Origin of the sequence: Vulcanimicrobium alpinum (genome assembly GCF_027923555.1) — a bacterium.
Taxonomy (GTDB): domain Bacteria; phylum Vulcanimicrobiota; class Vulcanimicrobiia; order Vulcanimicrobiales; family Vulcanimicrobiaceae; genus Vulcanimicrobium; species Vulcanimicrobium alpinum.
In genome coordinates this window covers 1,449,280-1,465,706 of sequence record NZ_AP025523.1, presented here as the reverse complement: position 1 = coordinate 1,465,706, position 16,427 = coordinate 1,449,280, and the positions used below count along the sequence as shown (strand labels likewise).

Here is a 16,427-nt window from a genome sequence, read left to right as displayed (position 1 = left end):
TGATCACAAACACTTGACGGCGCCTTTACCGGTTCCCAACACTCGCGCTAGTCGACCGAGCCGTCGGCGCCGAACCACGGGGAGAAGGACGCGACAACGCGTCACGTCACGATGCAAGGAGACCCCACGGTGAACGCCTGCGACTCGTACCGCACCCATCACGCAACGCTCCGCGCCATGTGCGCCGACATCGAGCGGACGCTGCAGCAAGGCGTCACGGCACCCGGGATGATCTCCTGGTACGTCTCGCGGCTCTCGGCGGCGCTGGAACGCTACCCCTCGGTCGACGACGCGCAGATCAATCCGAACCCGCGGCTGTGCGAGGACGGTGCCGCGGCGCTCTCCGCCGCCGTTACGGCCTTCGGTGCTTGGTGGAACGACCCGGTCGCGATCGTCGCGGACACCGCCGGCTTCGGCACGGCCTGGACGACGATCTGCGACGCGATCCTGCTGCGCGTCGCACGCGAAGAGCGCGTGCTCGAACCCCTCGCCGCCGCGGCCGCTTAGCGGCGTTTCCCGCGCTGGCTCTGCCGCGCGGTGAGCTCGATCCCCAGCGGGGCGAAACCGCTCGAGGTCGGCGGGGGCACCGCCGCCGCTCCGGGCAGGGTCGTCAGGCCGATCCGCCGCTTCGCGCGGTCGACGAACCGGATCGAGACTTCGACCTCTTCGCCGATCGCGTAGTCGTCGGGGTTCACGTCGCTCTCGCGCACCGAACCGATCACACCCGGCGCGATCTCCACCTGCAGGCCGCGCTCCTTGTCGACGACCTTGCCGGGCACGGTCGTCCCCGTGCGCAGCAGCGCAGCGTGATCGCGCCACGGATCGGGGAGCGCGTTCTTGCGCGAGAGCGAGATCTTCTTCCCGTTCTCCTCGATGCGCAGCACCTCGACGGGGAGCGTTTCACCGACTTTCACGACGTCCGATGATTTCTCGACGCGTTCGAAGGCGAGCTCGCGCATCGGGATCAGCCCGTCGATCCCGCCCAGATCGACGAACGCGCCGAAGTCGGCGAGCCGCACGACGGTCCCTTCGCGCACTTGCCCGACCTGCAGCGATTTGAGCAGGTCGGCGCGCTTCGCGCGGCGTTCGTCCTGTTCGGCGCGCCGGTGCGAGACGACGATGCGGCGGCGGCCGTTGTCGACGTCGATCACCTTGAGCGGCACTTTCGATTTGACCAGCGTGTCGATCGCCGTCCCTGCCGGCACGCGGACTTGCGAGGCCGGCAGAAAGCCGCGAATCCCGGAGACCTCGACGAGCAGGCCGCCCTTGACGGCGGCCGTTACGGTTCCCGTCAGCGTCTCGCCGTTCGCGTGGGCCGCGACGACGCGTTCCCACGCTTCCTGCGCGCGCTTGCGCCGCTCGTCGTTTGCCGCTTGCTGCTCCGGGGTGAGCGGCGGACGTTGCGGTTTCGGGGGTGGCGGCGGTGCTGCGGCAGCGTCCGGCACGCTCTGCCGTTCCGGCGCCGGCGCGGTCTCGGTACTGTGGGCTTGAGCCGGCGCTTCGGTTACCGGCTCCGCCGGTGACAACGCGGGTTCCGGCGGCGTCGCGACGAGTGCCGCCGCCTCCGTTTCCGGCGCTGCAGCGCCGGCCGGCGATTCCGCCGGCGCGCTCGGTTCGACCGCTTCGCTCACCGCAGTACCAGCGGATACGGGCACCTCGTGCGCTTCCGGCGCGGCAACGCCCTCGCCGGCGTGCGGCTGCGCGTCGTCGGCGGGCGGCGTTGCGGCGCCTTCCGGTGAAGATGCGTCGGGGCGCTCGGCGGCGTGAAAGGTGTCGTTCATAGCGGCTGAACGATTCGCTTCGCGCGCACGGTACGGAAAGACTCTCAGATCAACCAAGGATGATCGCGCATCACCGGCGTGTCGCCGGGGTAGGAGCCGTTCGATGAGCAGGTCGAGGAGGGGACCGTCGCTTCCGCACCGCGGTCGCGCTGCGAAGGCTGATGAGCCGCAGCACTTCGGCGCGGGGATCGTCGCCGGCGCGTCCGACAACGATCCCACGACGGTGGCGACGCTGGCGGTGATCGGATCGACGACGACCTACGAACTCGGCTGGCTCACGCTGCTCGTCATCCCGATGCTCGCCGTGATTCAAGCGATCGCGGCGCAGGTCGGCGTCGTCTCGAAAAAGGGACTGGAAGATTGCGTGCGCGCCGAGTTCGGCCGCGCGTGGGCGCTCCTGGCGCTGGCGGCGCTGCTGATCGTCAACGTTCTCACGCTCGCCGCCGATCTCGAGGGCGGCGGCGCCGCGCTGCAGCTGCTCACGCACGTCGACTACCGCTGGTGGCTCGCGCCGCTCGGCGCGCTCACCGTCGGCGTGCTCGTCTTCGGCAACTATCGCGGCATCGAACGCGTGCTGCGCTACGTCGCGCTGCTGTTCCTGACGTACGTCGCGGCGGCGTTTCTCGCGCGCCCGAACTGGGGCGACGTGCTGTACCATTCGTTCGTGCCGCACTTCGACTTTCGCGCGGCGACCGTTTCGGGTGCGCTCGCGCTGCTGGGCACGACGCTCACCGCGTACGCGTACGTGTGGGAGACGATCGAACAAAGCGAAGAAAAGCCGGCGCTGCGGCGCTTGGGGCTGGTGCAGGTCGACGCCGCGCTCGGAATCGTCGTCGCCGGACTCACGTTCTGGTTCATCCTGATCGCGACGGGCGTGACGCTCGGCGTTCACCATCGCTCGGTCGAGACGGCCGAACAGGCGGCGCAGGCGCTCGCGCCGGTCGCCGGCCGCTACGCCTCGCTCGTCTTCGCCGTCGGCCTGCTGGGTTCGGCGCTGATCGCGATCCCGGTAATCGCCGGGACCAGCGCGTACGTCGCAAGCGAGATGTTCGGTTGGCGGCACAGCCTCGACGCGACGTTCACGCACGCGCGCAAGTTTTATCTCGTGCTCTCGGCATGCGTCGCCGCCGCCGTCGCGATCGGGCTGGCCGGCGTGCCGCCGATCAAGCTGCTGTACTTCAGCGGGATCGCCGGCGGGATCGCGACGCCGTTGACGATGGCGCTGATGCTGCTCGTCGGGCGCAGCCGCAACGTCATGCACCAGCGCCGCATCGGACCGTGGCTCGCGGCCGCCGGCTGGAGCGTCACGGCGATTGTCACCGCCGCGACGGGGATCTATTTGTTTCAAACGCTCACCGGGCAAGGCGGTTCCTGAGCGAACCCGGAGCGAGGGACGCGGTCGCGCCGGACGAATCCGGCGGCATGCAGCGACCGCTGGTTCCCGTGCTGAGTTCGAGCGTCACCGGCCCGCTGGGCGTGATGCATCTGCCGCGCCTGTGGCTGAAGATTCTGCTGCACGCGCGAGGCGTGCTCCCGGAAGGCTACCGCCACGGCGTCGGCGGTTTCGACGAGTTTACGACCTCGACGCTCGGGATCGACCGCGACGCGTTCATCGCGTACATCGAAACCGCACTGCCCGACTATCTCGCGCTCGAAGCGTGGGTGCGCGCGAACGCGGCGAACCTGACGCCCGAGGCGATCGCCGCCGTCAACGCGCGCGTGAGCAGCGCCGATCTTCCCGAACCGATGCTCTCCGAGCGGCGCGCGCGCTTCGGCCTGGATGACCCCGCCTACACGAAGGCCGTCCGGCTCAACGACCTCGACGACTGGGCCGGCATCCATGCGGCCCTCGTCGGCGGTGCTTAGACCTTTTCGATCTGATAGAACTCGAGTTCGACCGGCGTCTCGCGGCCGAAGATCGAGATGAGCGCGCGCACCTTTTCTTTTTCGGGCTGGATGTCGTCGACGATTCCGGTGAAATCGAAGAACGGGCCCGAGGTGACCTTGATGCGATCGCCTTTCGCAAAGTCGATCTTGAGCTTGGGCGTCTCGATGCCCATCTGCTTGAGGATCGTCTTCACTTCTTTTTCTTGCAGAGGGACCGGTTTCTCACCGGAACCCGGCGAGCCGACGAACCCGGTGACGCCGGACGTGTTGCGCACGACGTACCACGATCCGTCGTCCATGTCCATCTCGACGAGCACGTAGCCCGGAAAGACTTTCTTCGGCGTGATCTTGCGCTTGCCGTCTTTGAACTCGACCTCGTCCTCCATCGGGACGAGCACGCGGAAGATCTTGTCCTGCATGTTCATCGAGTGGATGCGGCGCTCGAGGTTGGCTTTGACCTTGTTCTCGTAACCCGAGTACGTGTGGATCACGTACCACTTCTTGCGATCGTCCTGCTTCTTCTGTGCGGGCGCCGCGGGCACGGACTCGTCTTCGGTGACGAGCGCCGATGCTTGATCCTGATCCATCAACGCGATCCTCCGGTCAGCCAACCGAAGATCACGCCGAAGAGCCAATCGCAGCCGGCCGTAAACAAGCCGACGCCCACGACCAGCGCGATCGTCAGCAGCGTCGCGCTGACCCACTCGTCGCGAGAAGGCCACGTCACGCGCTTCATCTCGGCGATCACGCCGCGCACGAAATCCTGCGTGCGCACGTTCGCCGCCGCGCGCTGCGCGGGCGTCGTGGCTCGGGTCGCCGCGGGCCGGCCGGCCGGGGTGCGGCTTGCGCCCGTTTGTGCGGGAGTACCGGGTCGAGGGTTGGACTTCATACTACCTTGTACCGCAGAAATGTGGCAGGGCGGACAGGACTCGAACCTGCAACCGACGGTTTTGGAGACCGCAACTCTACCAATTGAGCTACCGCCCTATGGGCTTCCGCTTTGCGGAAGCCGTACCGAAAATCGTCAAGACGAATTTTGCGGTGTTCGGAAATTGTCGAGACGATTTTCGGCAATTGCGGAGAAAAGAACTACTTTGTTTCGCGGTGGGCGCGGTGGCAGCGGCACCAGCGGCAGTACTTGCTCAACTCGAGCCGGTCGCTGGTCTTCTGCTTGTTCTTGAACGTGTTGTAGTTGCGACGCTTGCACTCGGTGCAGGCCATCGTCACCATTACGCGGGTCTCTTTTTTCGCCATCGTGGTGTTCTCGGGTGGGCTCCGGGACGCCGGGAAACATGAAGAAAACGGACGCGGGGTCCGTTCCGAATATGGAGTTTATCACAGGGTCGGCCTTGTGTCCACCGAAGCAGCGCGCGTGCCCCTTGCCGGACCGGCCAAGCTGCTGCGCGTCGTGATCGGCGAGGCCGACCGCGCCGGCCATCGCCCGCTCTACGCCGCCCTCGTCGAATGCCTCAAGGGCGCCGGAATCGCCGGCGCCACCGTGCTACGTGGGGTCGAGGGGTACGGCGGTCACGCGACCGTCCACGCCGCGCGGATCCTCGACTTGAGCAGCGATCTGCCGATGGTGGTCGAGGCCGTCGATACGCCGGAGCGGATCGCCGCGGTCCTCCCGGCGGTGCGCGCGTTGGTCCGCGAGGGCCTGGTCACGCTTCAGGACGTCGAGGTCGTCGCGCTCTCCCCGAGCGCACCTGCGCCGTGACGTGGCAAGCGGCGGGCTGGGTCGCCCTGGGCGGAGCGATCGGTTCGGTGCTGCGCTGGGCTGCGATCGTCCTCGCCGCCCAGCGGTTCGGGGTGAGCTTTCCGTGGGGGACCCTGCTCGTCAATGTCGCCGGTTCGTTCGCGATCGGCGCGATCGCCGAGTGGGGCGCCGGCGGCGTCCTGGGCGTCACGCCGACGTCCGGCTGTTCGTCGCGACCGGGATCCTCGGCGGCTTCACCACCTTTTCGACCTTCTCGCTCGAAGCGCTGACGCTCGCGCGCGACGGCTCGGCCGGCTTGGCGACGGCCTACGCGGCGGGAAGCGTGGCGCTCGGTTTCGCCGCCGCGTACGCCGGCACGGTCGCGGCGCGGCTGCTCGCGCCGCACGCCTGACGCCGTGCCCCTCGAGAGCGACGCAACCTACGCCTGTCCGAGCTGCGGCGAGATCAACGCCGTCGGGGTCGACCCGACTGCGGGGCGCCGCCAAACGCTGGTCGAGGACTGCCCGGTGTGCTGCCGCCCGCTGGTGTTCGCGATCGTCGTCGACGCCGACGGCGATGCGCTCGTCGAAACCGTCGAACGAGAATGACGCGACTTCGCGTCCGCAGCAGTCACACGTCGATCAGCGGCGCGGCGATCGCGGCGCGATCGTCGGCGCGAAATCCGCCGATCGTGGCGACGCCGAAGTAGGCGCTCACGTCGTCGCGCTGCAGAACGTCACCCAGACCGCTCAACGCGGCGTCGTCGGCGATGCGCCACAGCATGACGATGCTGCGCTCGATACCGCGCGTCGTGTGCATCTCGGTGATCTGCGACCAGAGCGGTCCGCTTCGATCCCCGGCAAATGACTCGGAGAGCTGGGCGAAGCGGTCTTCCACCCAACGCGTTCGCTCTTCGCGGGGCAGCGCGCTCCAGCGCTCCGTCGGCGTCAGCTGTACGATGACGTAGATGGAACTCGGCGATTCGACGATCGGATCTTCTTCTTGCATGCTCATACGGCGACCAGAGGCGACTCGACGACACGATTGCGCCCGGCGTTCTTCGCGCGATAGAGCGCGCGGTCCGCGCGCTCGACGACGTCGGCGGTCCCGTCGACCGAGCGGGCGTATGCGACGCCGATCGAGACGGTGACCGGCTTCCCATCGGAGTAGGTGATCCCGCCGCTCTCGATCGCGGAGCGCAGCCGTTCGGCGACGTGCATCGCACGCTCGCGCGCCGCGTCGCGCAGCAACACCAGAAACTCCTCGCCGCCGAATCGCCCCGCGACGTCGACGCCGCGCAGGTTGTCGGCGATGATCCGTCCGATCTGCGCGAGCGCGCGGTCGCCGGTCTGATGTCCGAGCAGGTCGTTGATCGATTTGAAGTGATCGACGTCGAGCAGCAGCACCGCGTACGTGCCGCCGGCGCGTACGTATTCCATCGCCTCCTCGAACGAGCGCGTCACGCCGCGCCGGTTCGGCAGCCCAGTCAGCGTGTCGATCGTCGCCGCGCTGTGCGTCGCCGCGATCGCGCCGTACTCTCCGAGCAGCGGGCCTAATTCGAGTGCGGCCCGCGCGAGTTCGCGCGGCTCCGCATGGGCCTGGCCACCGTGCGCGCGATAGACGAGGAGTGCGCCGCGCAGCCTGCCGTGCACGTCGCGCGCCGCATAACCGCTCACGATCCCGTCATCGTGCGTCTCGTCGGCGCGGTCTTCCCCGGTAACCTGCAGTTCGAGCAGCACGCGCAAGCCGTGACGTTCGAGCGATTCGGCGACCGGCGGCCCGAAGCGCACGACGCGTGACCAGCGGTCCGCGCCGCCGCGCCCGTAGGCGGCGATCTCCACCGACTCACGGGTGATCCGCGGATCGACGCTCTCGAGCAGCGAGCGCATCTGCGGCTGCGGATCGCTCGCGCGCAGCATCGCATCGACGGCTTCGCGCGAGAGCGCGAGCCGGTGCAGCCGCGCGTTGAGGCGCGCGAACCGCACCAGGACAACCGCGAGGACGAGCAGCGGCGCCAAGGTCGCCGCACCGAGCGCCGCGCCATCCGTCAGCGTGACGCGCACGATCACGTACGCCCAGCCCGCTTCGGCCAGCACAGTGAGCATCGTTCCGCGATCGGCGAGGTGGCGGTTCCACACCCGCGCGAGCGAGCGGCTCTGGCGCGCCGCCGTCAGCGGGTCGACCCAGAGCAGATCCGAGAGCAGCACGTAGACGGTTGCGATCGCGACAAACATCAGGAACGGCGCGGCTCCGCGCGCCAGCGCGGCGTCGTGCAGAGGGGCCGCCGCCAACGACCCGGCATACCACGCCGGGACGCGCAGCGCGGCCCCGAAGATCCGTTCGCGCAGCGAACTGCGGCGGCGCGTCGGACGCACGAGGTATGCGGCGACGTTGCAGAGGGCGGCCCACACCCAGCCGTCGGTAACGAGCACGGCGAGCAACACCGGGACGAGCAGACCGACGCGATCGCTCGCCGGCGTCGGGCGCACGCTGCGTTCGAAATGCGCCGCCGGCGCACGGAGCAGCCCGAGCACGATCGCCGCTATCAGCGCGGCGATCACGAACGCTCCGCCGTCGCCTTGCAGGGCACGAATCGCCTCGCGACCGGACACGGCAAACAAAGCCGTCGCCGCAAACAGCGAGGCCGCGCGAACGAAACCGTACACGCGTCGAGCGATCAATCCGGGCTCCTTCCCTGCGTGTTCGCGAAACGCGCCGCCGCGGCCCTTGGACGCGTTTCAAACGCGATCGTTACATTCTTCCGAGCCCGTCGAGCACGCGCGCGTTCGGGAGTGCGGCGAGCAGCGCGCCCGGGACGATCAGTTTCGAGCGGCGCACGCCGCTGCCGACGACGACGAGCGGAGTCGACGCGACCGCCGCGTCGACGAGGAGCGGCCATGCGGCAGGCAATCCGATCGGCGTGATCCCGCCGTACTCCATCGCGGTTGCGGCAACGGCGTCGTCCATCGCGGCGAACGAGATCTTGCTCGCGCCGAGCGCCTTCTTCGCCAGACCGTTCACGTCGGCGCGGGTCGTCGCGAAGACGACGCATGCAGCATACCAGGATCGCCCTTCTCGGCGCGCCGCGAGGACGACGCAATTCGCCGATTCCTGGGGACCCACACGGTAGCGCTCGCAGAACGCCGTGGTGTCGGCGAGCGCCGGATCGATCTCCGCGACGCCGGCGCCGGCGAACGAGACACCGTTCGCGAACGCCGCCGCGACCGGCGGCGCGAGCAGATCGGGCCGCTCGAGCGGGGGCACCGCGGTCAGGATGCCGAGGGTCAAGCCGTTCTCCGCAAGTCCGAAAGCAACGCGCGCCCGGGCGGACTTGAACCGCCAACCTTAGCCTTAGGAGTGCTCTGCTCTATCCAGTTGAGCTACGGGCGCATGAATGGAGACCTTCCCGTAGCGAACGTCCGGGTCATGCAGACGCAGACGGGTTCCGTCGGAACCGCGCACATCCCGGCGATGAGCACCGCGCCGGCGGGCTTCTCGATCGAACGCGACCTCCCGGCGGGATTCGCCGACTTCTATCGCCCCCTCCACGAGGCGTTCACGCCGCGCCAGCAAGCAGCGCTCGCGAAACGGCACGCGGTGCTCGCGGCCTCGCAGAACGGGCAGCGTCCGGAGTACCTACTGCCGTCGGAGGCGCAGGGCGACTGGCGGATCGCGCTGCCGGCCTGGGTCGCGGATCAGCGCAATCAGATGACCGGTCCGGCCGACGATCACGAGCTCGGCGTGAAGATGCTCAATTCGGGCGCGCCGGGCGTGATGGTCGACCTCGAGGACTCGATGGCGAACGCCTTCGATCACACCCTGCGCGGGATCGACAACGTCATCGCGATGTACTACCGCGAGCTCACGTACGTCGACCAGAAGCGCGGCGGGGTGACGGTCCCGATCACACCGTCGTCGACCGTCCTCTGGACGCGCGTGCGCGGCCTGCACCTCTCGCAGGCCGGGATCTACGACGAACCGACCTCGGCGTCGCTCTTCGACCTGGCGCTGCTCGCGTACAAGCTCGACTTCACCCGGCTCGCGCATCCGCTCGCGATCTACATCCCGAAGACGGAGTCGGCCGACGAGGCGCTGTGGTGGCGCGACGTCTTCCAGGCGGTCGCGAAGGCCAAGGGACTCGGCGACCCCTACGCGATCAAAGCGATGGCGTTGGTCGAAGCGCATCCGTTCGCGTATCAGATTGAAGAGTTCGCCTACAATCTGCGCGAGCATCTGCTCGGCCTCAACCTCGGGCGATGGGACTACATGGCCTCGCTGATCCACTACAACTTGCTCGACCCGGGGTGGGTGCTGCCGGATCGCAATACGATCCCGCACGACGTGGCGTTCTTCCAGAATCTACGCGAACGCATCCCCGAGGTGTGTCATCGGCACGGTCTGCTCGCAATCGGCGGGATGACCGCGCTCTTCCCCGATCGCACGAACCCGGAACTCAACGCGCGCGCGCTCGCGGTCCTCGAAAAGGACAAGAAGAACGAATCCGACGCGCTATTCGACGGCGCGTGGACCGGCCATCCGGATCAAAACGCGATCGCGGTCGCGCAGTTCCCCGTCCCAAATCAGGGCTTCGCGCGCAAACCCGGCGCGAACGCCACGCCGGATCTGCGGCCGTCGATCGCCGGCGTCGGCGAACGAACCGAAGCGGGGACGCGCGCCGCGGTCCGCACGGTGATCCGCTATCGTCACGGCTATCTCAACGGCTTGGGCGCGTCGCTGCTCGACGGCTACATGGAGGATCTCGCGACCGACCGCATCTACCGCCTGATGATTGCGCAGCGCATCCGCCACGGGATGCACGGCGCTGCCGAGGTGACGCGCTTCTTCGACGAAGAGCTTGCGAAGCTGCTCGGCGAGCCGGCGGCCCGGGATCCGCTGCAGACCGAGCGCTTCCGCGAAGCCCGCGCCCAGAGCGAAGCGATGATCACGAACGGATTTCATGATCCGATCTAAGTTCCTCGGCGGTTCGGCCGCGGCGTTCGCGTCGATCGCGTTCGTCTGCGCGCCGGCCCGCGCCGCGGCGTTAACCTTGAAGTCGGCCACGCCTAGCAGCGAGGCGCAGGCGAAGAGCAACAAGATGGCGCGCGTCGCGAAGGCCGCGTTCGGCGCCGACGCCTGGACGCTGTTGGAGAAAAGCGTCAGAACGCTCGGCTGAGCCGCCGCCCCGCCGTACGCTGCGGAGGCTCCGCGAGCGGGGGGCTGGAACCTCGGGCGCGACCCGATGACACCATCTGGACCCGCGACGCCGGGAACGCTCGACGACGTCCTCTTCCGCGAACTCTTCGACGCCGCTCCGACGATCGTCTTCGTCGCTCGGCCCGATGGCACGATCGGCTACGTGAACCCGGCATGGACCGCGTTCAGCGGGTTGCCGCGCGAGAGCATCCTCGACGATCGGTGGCCCAACGCCGTAGAAGCGGACGACGCCGACCGCGTCGTCGGCGCGTGGCTGCACGCGATGGCGCACGCGCAGCCGTTCCGCGAGCAATTCCGGTTCCGCGTAGCCGGCGGCGAAGCGCGCTGGGTCGTCGCGCACGCCGTCCCGACGTTTCGGGCGAACGGATCGGTCGGCGCGTGGTACGGCAACATCGTCGACGTCGATGACGAGTATCGGGCGACGCAGCGGCGCGCGATCCTAGCCCGTCTCGGCAGCGCCTTTGCGGATTCGCTCGACTTCGCGCGCACGGCGCGTACCGTCGTCAGCGCGGTGTGCGAGGACTTCGCGGACTTCGCGTTCCTCGACGTCATCGGCAGCGACGGCAGGCTGCGGCGCGTCGAAGTCGAGGCCGGTCGGCTCGGCGGCGATGCCGAGAGCTATCGGCGTCGCGTGCCCCCGCCCGAGGTCAAGGGTCATCCGATCAACATCGCGCTCGCGAGCGGACGCCCGATCATCGTCGACCATACCGACGACGCGTGGGTCGATGCGACCGCCTGGAATCCCGAGCACGCAGCGTTCGCCCACACCCTGCCGCTCGCGTCGGTCGTGTACGCGCCGATGATCGCGGCGGGCGAACGGATCGGCGTGCTGACCTTCGGCGCGGCGACCGGGACGGGACGCCGCTTCACCGAGAGCGATCTCGACGACGTCCAGGAAGTTGCGCGGCGCGCCGCGATCGCGCTGACGAACGCGAAGCTGTACGCCGACCTTACCTCGAGCGAGGCGCGCTATCGGGGGATCATCGACACCGCGCAGGAAGGCGTGTGGATCATCGACGCGCAGGCACGCACGACGTACGTCAACCGTCGGCTGTGCGAGATGCTCGGCTACGACGCCGACGAGATGTTCGGACAGTCGATCTACGCGTTCATGGAGACCGAGGCGTCGCGCGACGCCGAGCACGCGTTCAACGCACTCCGCACAGGACAGACGCAGCGCTTCGAAAATCGGCTGAGCGGCAAAAACGGGCGCACGGTGTGGGCGATCGTCGCTTCGAGCCCGATCCTCGATGCTCACGGCGCCTTCGCCGGCGCGCTGGGGATGCTTACGGACATCACCGATCGCAAGGCGATCGAGACGCAATACCGTCTGCTCGCCGAGGCGACGCCGCAGATCATCTGGACCGCGGACGTGCGCGGGATGATGACCTACGTCAACGAGCGCTGGACTGCGCTGACGGGGATGCCGCGCGACGAAGCGCTGGGCTACGGCTGGTGCGCGGTGGTGCACCGCTCGGATCTTGCGCCGCTGCTCACGAAATGGCGCGAAGCACGCGACGCCGGCGTCGACTTCGAGACCGAATGCCGCCTGCGCCGCGCGTCCGACGAGGCCTACCGGTGGCACCTCGTGCGCGCTCGGGCCCGCCGCGACGGCCCTGCAGGCGAAACGGTCGAGTGGCTCGGCTCGATGACCGATATCGACGCAAGCCGCCGCCTTGCGAACAATCGCGACATCATCGCGCGGGCCGGCGACGTCGTCGGAGCGACCTTCGACGTCGAAACGCTGCTGACGCACTTCGCCGATCTGCTGTTCTCGGAGGTTGCTGACGAGGCGACGATCCGCCTCACCGGCGGTACCGAGATCGTACGCACCCACGTCCCGGTCCCGCCGGATGCACCGGTGCTGCAGGCCCAGATGCTCCACCGCAACGAGGTGATCGGCGCGATCACGCTGCGCAGCCGCGAGCGCTTTGACGATCTCGACGCCTCCCTGCTCGACGAGCTCGCCGCGCGCGCCGCGGTGGCGATCGAAAACGCGCGGCTCTACGAACGCGAGCATCGCGTCGCCGTCACCCTGCAGCGGGCGCTCCTCCCAGCGGTGCTCCCCGCGGTCGACGGGCTCGCGTTCGACGCGGTCTACTCGCCGGGCGCAACCGAAGCCGAGATCGGCGGCGACTGGTACGACGCGATCGCGCTCGACGACGGCCGCGTCGTCGTCTCCATCGGCGACGTCACCGGACGGGGGCTGACAGCGGCGGTGATCATGGGGCGGATGCGTCAGGCGATCGAGACGCTGGCGACCTACGAAACCGATCCCGTGCGCCTGCTCGACGCCGCCGATCAGGTGCTGCGCCGCACGCATCCGGAGGCGATCGTCACGGCGCTGGTCGGCGTGATCGACCCGCTCGCGCGCACGATGACCTACGCGACCGCGGGCCATCCGACGCCGTTCGTCCGCGGCGCCGACGGAACGGTCCGCAACCTCCCGGGCCGCGGCCTCCCGCTGGGGCTGCGCGACGAAAGTCAGCCCCCAGCGATCACCGTCGTGCTGCCCACCGGCGCGCTCGCGGTCTTCTTCACCGACGGGCTCACCGAATCGACTCGCGACATCGCCGAAGGCGAGCGCCGCGTGATCGCCGCGCTCCACGACGCGGCGATCAAGGAAGAGACGTCGCCCGCGGCGCTCATCGTTTCGCGCGTCCTCGACGGCGCGATCCGCGACGACGTCGCGGTGCTGACGGTGCGCGTCACCGACGACGTCCCGGCCGCGCGCGAGTGGACGATCCGCTGGCGGTTCGATCCGCGCGACCGGCGGCGCACCTACGACGTGCGCGAAGCGCTCGTCGAAGCGCTGGTGAACTTCGGCCGCGAGATCGATACGGCGGCGGCGCAGCTGGTGTTCGGCGAGCTGGTCGGCAACGCGGTGCGACACGCACCGGGCGTCGTCGACGTGGAACTGACATGGGACGATCCGTCGACGCCGATCCTCCACGTCGTCGACGACGGCCCCGGATTCGCGTCGCGCAGCGGCCTGCCGAACGACGACGCCGAGTCCGGCCGCGGTCTGTTTCTGGTCGAGTGTCTCACCCGCGCGTTCAGCGTGACGCGCGAATCCGACCGGGGCGCGCGCGCGACGGCCGTGCTGATGGGCCGCGGCTAGCCCCGGCGAGTGCTGCGCTCGGCGCAGGCTTTCAGCGTGAGCAGCTGCTTTCGCATCATGACGAAATCGAGCAGCGGGAGCGCCCGCAGGTACGCGCGCGCATACCACGCCGAGCCGACGTTCGCGCAGACCTTCACGACCAGCCGCGAACCGCCGGCGGCTTCGCTCACAACGTAGGTCCCGTGGAGCGCGCCGAAGAGCTTCACGCCGGCCGCCGCGCCCGGACCGATGGTGAGCGTGCGCGGCGGATCGAACTCGAGGAGACGGAAGACGTGCATGATGCGCTGCCCCGGCACAAGAATCGCGGCGCGCGGCGTGAGCCGGCGCGGGCTGCGCAGCGCGAAGTTGTCGACCAGATCGTACGAGTAGGGCGCAATCCGCAATTGCTGCAGCCAGCGAAAGACCGTCGCGGGCGGCGCGGCGACGTCGACGGCGCGCCACAACACGACGTCGGGATCCGGCGCGTACCGATCGCAAGGAAAGCGCGCCGCCACCTCGAGCGCGGTCGCGCCCCAGTTGTACGGAAACCGCGCGCCGTCCGGCGTTGCAACGCTCACGCGACGATCGTGCCGACGACCTCGCCGAAGCCGATGCGCAGGTCACCGCGCACCGCGCGCCCGCGAACGATCGCGGTGTCGCCGTTCTCCAAAAACGCGCGCGTCTCGCCCCCCGGCAGTGCGAGCGGATCGCGACCGCGCCACGTGCGCTCAATCAGCGACCCCTGCGTTCCGGGCTCGAAACCGGAGATCGTGCCGGTACCGAACAGATCGCCGGGACGGATCGTCGCACCGTTGGCGGTAACGTGTGCGAGCTGCTGCGCGACCGTCCAGTACATCCCGCGCAGATTTGTCCGCGACACGTGGAACGGCGGATCGCCACGCTCCGCCATCGCTCGTGTCAGCAGCAGCAGATCGAGTTCCACGTCGTAGGCGAACGGCTGCGACGCGCGCAGATAACGGAGCGGCTCCGGCTCGCGCGGCGGCTCCGCGACGCGGAACGGTTCGAGCGCTTCGAGCGAAACGATCCACGGCGAGATCGACGTCGCGAACGATTTCGAGAGAAACGGTCCGAGCGGCTGATACTCCCAGCCTTGGATGTCGCGTGCGCTCCAATCGTTGAGCAGGACGTAGCCGTAGACATGCTCGCGTACGGCATCCGCGGGGATCGGCGCGCCGAGCGCGTTGCCCGGGCCGGCGATCCAGCCCATCTCGAGTTCGACGTCGAGCATCTGCGACGGACCGAACTCCGGCGCCGCGGCATCGCCCGCTTTCGTCTGCCCGGCGGGCCGCCGGATCGGGGTCTCGCTGATGACGACGGTGCCGGAGCGCCCGTGGTACCCGATCGGGATGTGGCGATAATTCGGAGGCAGCGGTTCGCCGCCGGGGCGCAGGATGCGGCCGAGGCTCGTCGCGTGTTCGAGCGACGAGTAGAAGTCGACATAGTCGCCGACCTGCACGGGCATGCGAGCGTGCAGCGCGCCGTGCGGATGCGAAGCGGCGGCGACGGCGCGACGTTCCTCAGCGGATGCGCGTTCGCCGAGCAGGTGCTGCAAGCGAGCGCGCAGCGCGGTCCACGCGGCCGGTCCGCGGCCGAGAAACGCGTTGAGCGAGGATGCATCGGCGAGCGACTGTTCGTCGATCGCGCGCGCGTGCACGAGCGCATCGAGGTCGACGACGAGGTCGCGATAGGCGACGGCGGGCCGCGCGCGGCCTGCGTCGTCGGCGACGATTCCCAGCGGCAGGTTGTCGATTCCGAAGTCGCGCGGATCGATCACAACAGCAGGCCGAGTTCTCGCAGACCGTTCACGGGTTCGTCGAAACTGCAGCTGCCAAACGCGGTGCAGTGCGCGCGCGCGGCGGCGACCGCCTCGGCATCGACGCGGACGTCGCGCCAGCCGACATGCATCGGGTCGACGAGAAACCCGCGCGGATCTTCTTCGCCGATCGCGTCGGCGACGCGCGCGGCATCGAGGAAGCCGGCATGATGCGCGACGCCCGCGATGAACAGGTTGAGAAAGCCGTGCATCGTCGTGCCGCCGTGGGCGCCGCGCACCGGATGGTGCAGACCGGCCGTCGCCTTCCACGGCACGCCTTGCGCCTGGGCCGCGACGACGAACGCGGCGAGGTCGTCGACGGAGGGCGTCGTTTCGGGGCTGCCGCCGCATCGCACTTTGGCGGCGACCGTCACCGAGCCGGGCGAATTCGAACGCAGGCCCGCGAGGACGGCGAGCGCTGCGTCCGGCGGCACCGCCCAGCCCCCGACATACGGCAGCTCGACGTAGAGCGTTGCGGGCTGGAGCGGAAAGGCAGCGGCGACGGCCGCGGCCGCGCCGCTCAGCGCTTCCGCTTCGAGCGCGCCTCGGAAGCGGATCTCCAGCGCGGCGACGCTTCCGACGTCGACGCCGGAGCGCGCGATACGATCCAGATCCGCGCGCACCGTGTCTCCCTTCGCGCGCTGGGCGGCGTCGAGGGTGACACTCAGCCGCACGGTCTCGCCGGGCTGCATGGCCGCGACGAACGCGTCGAGCCGCGACGCCGGCACGACGAGATTGCCGCCGATCCAGGCGTAGGCGCTCTCGCGATGACGCAGGTGCGCGCGCACCGCGGCTCCGATCGGGAGCTCCGACGGCGGGAACATGCTCGCGTCGTCGATGAGGTGCGCGAGCAGGGCCTGCTTCGCGCTGTCGGCGGAGACGGTCGTCGTCATATCGCCGCCGGTCTACTCAACG

The 16,427-nt window shown here is 69.0% G+C and carries 20 protein-coding genes and 2 tRNA genes; 10 read left to right on the top strand and 12 right to left on the bottom strand.

Annotation, left to right across the window (positions count from 1 at the left end; translation table 11 throughout):
* Positions 1 to 129: 129 nt before the first annotated feature.
* Positions 130 to 507 carry a hypothetical protein gene (locus WPS_RS07395; RefSeq protein WP_317997183.1) on the top strand — a complete coding sequence of 126 codons (378 nt, stop codon included), beginning with the start codon at positions 130 to 132 and terminating at the stop codon, positions 505 to 507.
* Here WPS_RS07395 and WPS_RS07390 read toward each other — a convergent pair.
* Positions 504 to 1,781 (bottom strand): S1 RNA-binding domain-containing protein, encoded by a 1,278-nt coding sequence (locus WPS_RS07390; RefSeq protein WP_317997182.1) that lies wholly within the window; start codon positions 1,779 to 1,781, stop codon positions 504 to 506. The genes WPS_RS07395 and WPS_RS07390 overlap by 4 nt on opposite strands.
* A 103-nt stretch (positions 1,782 to 1,884) precedes the next feature.
* On the opposite strand from WPS_RS07390, the gene WPS_RS07385 reads away from it, so the two are divergent.
* The gene (locus tag WPS_RS07385; RefSeq protein WP_317997181.1) at positions 1,885 to 3,156 is read left to right on the top strand and encodes an NRAMP family divalent metal transporter; all 1,272 of its coding nucleotides are present in this window, start codon (positions 1,885 to 1,887) and stop codon (positions 3,154 to 3,156) included.
* 47 nt (positions 3,157 to 3,203) lie between these two features.
* The gene (locus WPS_RS07380; RefSeq protein ID WP_317997180.1) at positions 3,204 to 3,647 is read left to right on the top strand and encodes a DUF5069 domain-containing protein; all 444 of its coding nucleotides are present in this window, start codon (positions 3,204 to 3,206) and stop codon (positions 3,645 to 3,647) included.
* On the opposite strand, the gene nusG is transcribed toward WPS_RS07380, so the two are convergent.
* The 4 genes from nusG to rpmG all read right to left on the bottom strand — a co-directional run bounded on the left by nusG (position 3,644) and on the right by rpmG (position 4,922).
* Complete coding sequence (gene nusG, locus WPS_RS07375; RefSeq protein WP_317997179.1) at positions 3,644 to 4,255, bottom strand: transcription termination/antitermination protein NusG; 612 nt, start codon at positions 4,253 to 4,255, stop codon at positions 3,644 to 3,646. The genes WPS_RS07380 and nusG overlap by 4 nt on opposite strands.
* Positions 4,255 to 4,443, bottom strand: a complete 189-nt coding sequence (gene secE / locus WPS_RS07370; RefSeq protein WP_317997178.1) for a preprotein translocase subunit SecE — start codon at positions 4,441 to 4,443, stop codon at positions 4,255 to 4,257. Before secE ends, nusG begins: the two co-directional genes overlap by 1 nt.
* Before the next feature lie 136 nt (positions 4,444 to 4,579).
* Positions 4,580 to 4,655, bottom strand: a tRNA-Trp gene (locus tag WPS_RS07365).
* Between the two features lie 102 nt (positions 4,656 to 4,757).
* A complete protein-coding gene (gene rpmG / locus WPS_RS07360) occupies positions 4,758 to 4,922 on the bottom strand; it encodes a 50S ribosomal protein L33 (protein WP_317997177.1) in 165 nt (54 codons plus the stop codon).
* Between rpmG and WPS_RS07355 the strand changes: the two genes are divergently transcribed.
* Genes WPS_RS07355 through WPS_RS07345 form a run of 4 tightly spaced genes read left to right on the top strand, consistent with a single transcriptional unit; the run spans position 4,879 to position 5,972 of the window.
* Positions 4,879 to 5,385: a DUF190 domain-containing protein gene (locus WPS_RS07355; RefSeq protein ID WP_317997176.1), complete on the top strand. Its 507-nt coding sequence runs from the start codon at positions 4,879 to 4,881 to the stop codon at positions 5,383 to 5,385. The two genes, rpmG and WPS_RS07355, sit on opposite strands and share 44 nt — an antisense overlap.
* A complete protein-coding gene (locus WPS_RS18130; RefSeq protein WP_405054918.1) occupies positions 5,382 to 5,654 on the top strand; it encodes a fluoride efflux transporter FluC in 273 nt (90 codons plus the stop codon). Before WPS_RS07355 ends, WPS_RS18130 begins: the two co-directional genes overlap by 4 nt.
* Positions 5,546 to 5,776 (top strand): fluoride efflux transporter FluC, encoded by a 231-nt coding sequence (locus WPS_RS07350; protein ID WP_317997175.1) that lies wholly within the window; start codon positions 5,546 to 5,548, stop codon positions 5,774 to 5,776. The genes WPS_RS18130 and WPS_RS07350 overlap by 109 nt, the downstream gene beginning before the upstream one ends.
* A gap of 4 nt (positions 5,777 to 5,780) precedes the next feature.
* Positions 5,781 to 5,972 (top strand): zinc ribbon domain-containing protein, encoded by a 192-nt coding sequence (locus WPS_RS07345; protein WP_317997174.1) that lies wholly within the window; start codon positions 5,781 to 5,783, stop codon positions 5,970 to 5,972.
* 22 nt (positions 5,973 to 5,994) lie between these two features.
* Here the strand turns inward: WPS_RS07345 and WPS_RS07340 are convergent, their stop codons facing one another.
* The 4 genes from WPS_RS07340 to WPS_RS07325 all read right to left on the bottom strand — a co-directional run bounded on the left by WPS_RS07340 (position 5,995) and on the right by WPS_RS07325 (position 8,754).
* On the bottom strand, positions 5,995 to 6,378 hold the full coding sequence (locus WPS_RS07340; protein ID WP_317997173.1) for a hypothetical protein: 384 nt from the start codon (positions 6,376 to 6,378) through the stop codon (positions 5,995 to 5,997).
* Entirely contained in the window at positions 6,375 to 7,976 is a 1,602-nt protein-coding gene (locus WPS_RS07335) for a GGDEF domain-containing protein (RefSeq protein WP_317997172.1), read from the bottom strand. Before WPS_RS07335 ends, WPS_RS07340 begins: the two co-directional genes overlap by 4 nt.
* Before the next feature lie 139 nt (positions 7,977 to 8,115).
* Entirely contained in the window at positions 8,116 to 8,652 is a 537-nt protein-coding gene (locus WPS_RS07330) for a YbaK/EbsC family protein (protein ID WP_317997171.1), read from the bottom strand.
* Between the two features lie 28 nt (positions 8,653 to 8,680).
* Positions 8,681 to 8,754 (bottom strand) — tRNA-Arg (locus WPS_RS07325).
* Between the two features lie 36 nt (positions 8,755 to 8,790).
* Here WPS_RS07325 and WPS_RS07320 point away from each other — a divergent pair.
* The 3 genes from WPS_RS07320 (at position 8,791) to WPS_RS07310 (ending at position 13,699) form a co-directional block, all read left to right on the top strand.
* Complete coding sequence (locus WPS_RS07320) at positions 8,791 to 10,335, top strand: aldolase/citrate lyase/malate synthase family protein (protein ID WP_317997170.1); 1,545 nt, start codon at positions 8,791 to 8,793, stop codon at positions 10,333 to 10,335.
* A complete protein-coding gene (locus WPS_RS07315; protein ID WP_317997169.1) occupies positions 10,322 to 10,537 on the top strand; it encodes a hypothetical protein in 216 nt (71 codons plus the stop codon). The genes WPS_RS07320 and WPS_RS07315 overlap by 14 nt, the downstream gene beginning before the upstream one ends.
* 66 nt (positions 10,538 to 10,603) lie before the next feature.
* The gene (locus tag WPS_RS07310) at positions 10,604 to 13,699 is read left to right on the top strand and encodes a PAS domain S-box protein (RefSeq protein ID WP_317997168.1); all 3,096 of its coding nucleotides are present in this window, start codon (positions 10,604 to 10,606) and stop codon (positions 13,697 to 13,699) included.
* Here the strand turns inward: WPS_RS07310 and WPS_RS07305 are convergent.
* The 3 genes from WPS_RS07305 to WPS_RS07295 are packed head-to-tail and all read right to left on the bottom strand — an operon-like array spanning position 13,696 to position 16,405.
* Positions 13,696 to 14,256, bottom strand: coding sequence for a hypothetical protein (locus WPS_RS07305; RefSeq protein WP_317997167.1), 561 nt, complete (start codon positions 14,254 to 14,256; stop codon positions 13,696 to 13,698). The two genes, WPS_RS07310 and WPS_RS07305, sit on opposite strands and share 4 nt — an antisense overlap.
* The gene (fahA, locus tag WPS_RS07300; protein ID WP_317997166.1) at positions 14,253 to 15,473 is read right to left on the bottom strand and encodes a fumarylacetoacetase; all 1,221 of its coding nucleotides are present in this window, start codon (positions 15,471 to 15,473) and stop codon (positions 14,253 to 14,255) included. The genes WPS_RS07305 and fahA overlap by 4 nt, the downstream gene beginning before the upstream one ends.
* On the bottom strand, positions 15,470 to 16,405 hold the full coding sequence (locus WPS_RS07295; protein ID WP_317997165.1) for a hypothetical protein: 936 nt from the start codon (positions 16,403 to 16,405) through the stop codon (positions 15,470 to 15,472). Before WPS_RS07295 ends, fahA begins: the two co-directional genes overlap by 4 nt.
* Positions 16,406 to 16,427 lie beyond the last annotated feature (22 nt).

What these genes read in the sequence shown, in the direction of transcription:
- WPS_RS07390 (WP_317997182.1), bottom strand. Translation starts at nt 1,781, where the DNA reads ATGAACGACACCTTTCACGCCGCCGAGCGCCCCGACGCATCTTCACCG.
- WPS_RS07385 (WP_317997181.1), top strand. Translation starts at nt 1,885, where the DNA reads ATGAGCAGGTCGAGGAGGGGACCGTCGCTTCCGCACCGCGGTCGCGCT.
- WPS_RS07380 (WP_317997180.1), top strand. Translation starts at nt 3,204, where the DNA reads ATGCAGCGACCGCTGGTTCCCGTGCTGAGTTCGAGCGTCACCGGCCCG.
- nusG (WP_317997179.1), bottom strand. Translation starts at nt 4,255, where the DNA reads ATGGATCAGGATCAAGCATCGGCGCTCGTCACCGAAGACGAGTCCGTG.
- rpmG (WP_317997177.1), bottom strand. Translation starts at nt 4,922, where the DNA reads ATGGCGAAAAAAGAGACCCGCGTAATGGTGACGATGGCCTGCACCGAG.
- WPS_RS07340 (WP_317997173.1), bottom strand. Translation starts at nt 6,378, where the DNA reads ATGAGCATGCAAGAAGAAGATCCGATCGTCGAATCGCCGAGTTCCATC.
- WPS_RS07320 (WP_317997170.1), top strand. Translation starts at nt 8,791, where the DNA reads ATGCAGACGCAGACGGGTTCCGTCGGAACCGCGCACATCCCGGCGATG.
- WPS_RS07315 (WP_317997169.1), top strand. Translation starts at nt 10,322, where the DNA reads ATGATCCGATCTAAGTTCCTCGGCGGTTCGGCCGCGGCGTTCGCGTCG.
- WPS_RS07310 (WP_317997168.1), top strand. Translation starts at nt 10,604, where the DNA reads ATGACACCATCTGGACCCGCGACGCCGGGAACGCTCGACGACGTCCTC.
- WPS_RS07295 (WP_317997165.1), bottom strand. Translation starts at nt 16,405, where the DNA reads ATGACGACGACCGTCTCCGCCGACAGCGCGAAGCAGGCCCTGCTCGCG.